1 pseudogene is annotated in these 1,937 nt (G+C 68.7%); it reads left to right on the plus strand.

Going from position 1 to position 1,937, the window contains the following annotated elements:
- Nucleotides 1-59 precede the first annotated feature (59 nt).
- Nucleotides 60-1,937, plus strand: a pseudogene (locus AUC71_RS17485) (2Fe-2S iron-sulfur cluster-binding protein); the annotation flags it as partial.

Raw genomic sequence — 1,937 nt, forward strand, 5'->3', positions numbered from 1 at the left:
CGCGATACCGCGCACCCACGAGATCACCGATGTCGCCTTCGCCGAGAAGGGGCGCTGACATGGCCCCGCCCCAAGTCAATCGCCTGCGCGACAAGGGTCTCGTCGACCGCAAGAAGGTCGTCGGCTTCAACTTCGACGGCACGCGGCTCACCGGCCATCCCGGCGACACGCTGGCCTCGGCGCTCCTTGCCAACGGCGTGCGCCTCGTCGCCCGCTCGTTCAAGTATCACCGTCCGCGCGGCATTCTCACGGCTGGCTCCGAGGAGCCGAACGCGCTTGTCGAATTGCGCACGAATGCGCGCCGTGAGCCCAACACCCGCGCCACCACGGTCGAACTCTATGATGGGCTGAACGCCGCGAGCCAAAATCGCTGGCCGTCCCTCAAATACGATCTTCTCTCGGTGAACCAGCTCGCTTCGCCCATTTTCGGCGCGGGCTTCTACTACAAAACCTTCATGTGGCCCGCCTCCTTCTGGGAGAAGGTCTACGAGCCCATGATCCGCCGGGCCGCCGGTCTCGGACGCGCCGCATCGGCCGCCGACCCAGACCACTATGAAAAGTCGAATGCCTTCTGCGACGTGCTGGTCATCGGCGGCGGCGCGGCCGGCCTCTCCGCCGCGTTGTCCGCCGCCAAGGCGGGCGCCCGCGTCATTCTCTGCGACGAAGACTTCCGTCTCGGCGGCCGCCTTCTGGCCGAGCGCGACCAGATCGATGGCAGGCCGGCCCATGAATGGGTGGCGGCCGCGGAAGCGGAGCTCGAAAGCCTGCCCGATTGCCGGATCCTGCGCCGCACCTCCGTGTTCGCGTCTATGACGGCGGCACCTACGCCGCGCTCGAGCGGGTCAACGATCATTTGCCCGTGCCGCCGGCGCATGAGCCGCGCCAGCGCCTGTGGCGCATCGTGGCCAAGCGTGCCGTTCTGTGCGCCGGCGCCTTCGAGCGGCCCATCCTTTTTGGCGACAACGACCGCCCCGGCGTCATGTTGGCGGGCGCCGTGCGCACTTACGTGAACCGGTTCGGCGCCGCCCCCGGCCGTCACGCGGTCGTCTTTGGCGACAATGACGACGCCTTCCGCACCGCGGCCGATCTCGCCGACGCCGGCATCGCGGTGAATGCTCTGGTCGATGCGCGCCGCGAACCGTCCGAGGCCGTGCAGGCTATCGCCGAGGCGGCGCGCGCGCCGTATTTTGCAGCGGCCTCGATCGGCAGCGTGCGTGGCGCGCACGGCATCAAGTCGGTCCTGGTCAACGACGCGAAAGGCGCCACGGAACAATTCGATTGCGACGTGCTCGCCATGTCCGGCGGCTGGAACCCGGCGCTGAATCTCACCACCCATCTCAACGGCAAGCCGGTCTGGGACCATACGCTGTCTTGCCTTGTGCCTGGCGATCTGCCGCCCGGCATGCGCGTGGCCGGCGCGGCGTCCGGCAAGGTTTCGCTGGCTGCCTGTCTGGCGAGCGGGGAGGCGGCGGGTGCCGATGCTGCGCGTGATTGCGGCTTCTCTCCCTCGGCGCTTCGCCGTCCCGCGCCAAAAGAGGAGGCGGTCCCCGCGACGCCACCTGGCAAGTGGAGAAGAGCCGCGGCAAGGTCTTCGTCGATTTTCAGAACGACGTGGCGGCCTCCGACGTGAAGCTCGCGACCCGCGAAGGCTTCCGCGTTCCCGAGCACGTCAAGCGTTACACCACGCTCGGCATGGCCACCGACCAGGGCAAGACGTCGAACCTGAACGCCGCCGCGCTGATTGCCGCGCAGACCGGCCGCTATGTGGGTGCCGTGGGCACCACCACCTTCCGTCCGCCGTACACGCCCGTCTCGATCGCCGCGCTTGCCGGTCATCATCGCGGGGCGGATTTCCGCCCGACACGCCTGCCGCCCTCCCACGCCTTCGCAGAGGAGCAGGGCGCCGTCTTCGTCGAGGTCGGCGCCTGGATGCGCGC

Origin of the sequence: Methyloceanibacter marginalis (assembly GCF_001723295.1) — a bacterium.
GTDB classification, from domain to species: domain Bacteria; phylum Pseudomonadota; class Alphaproteobacteria; order Rhizobiales; family Methyloligellaceae; genus Methyloceanibacter; species Methyloceanibacter marginalis.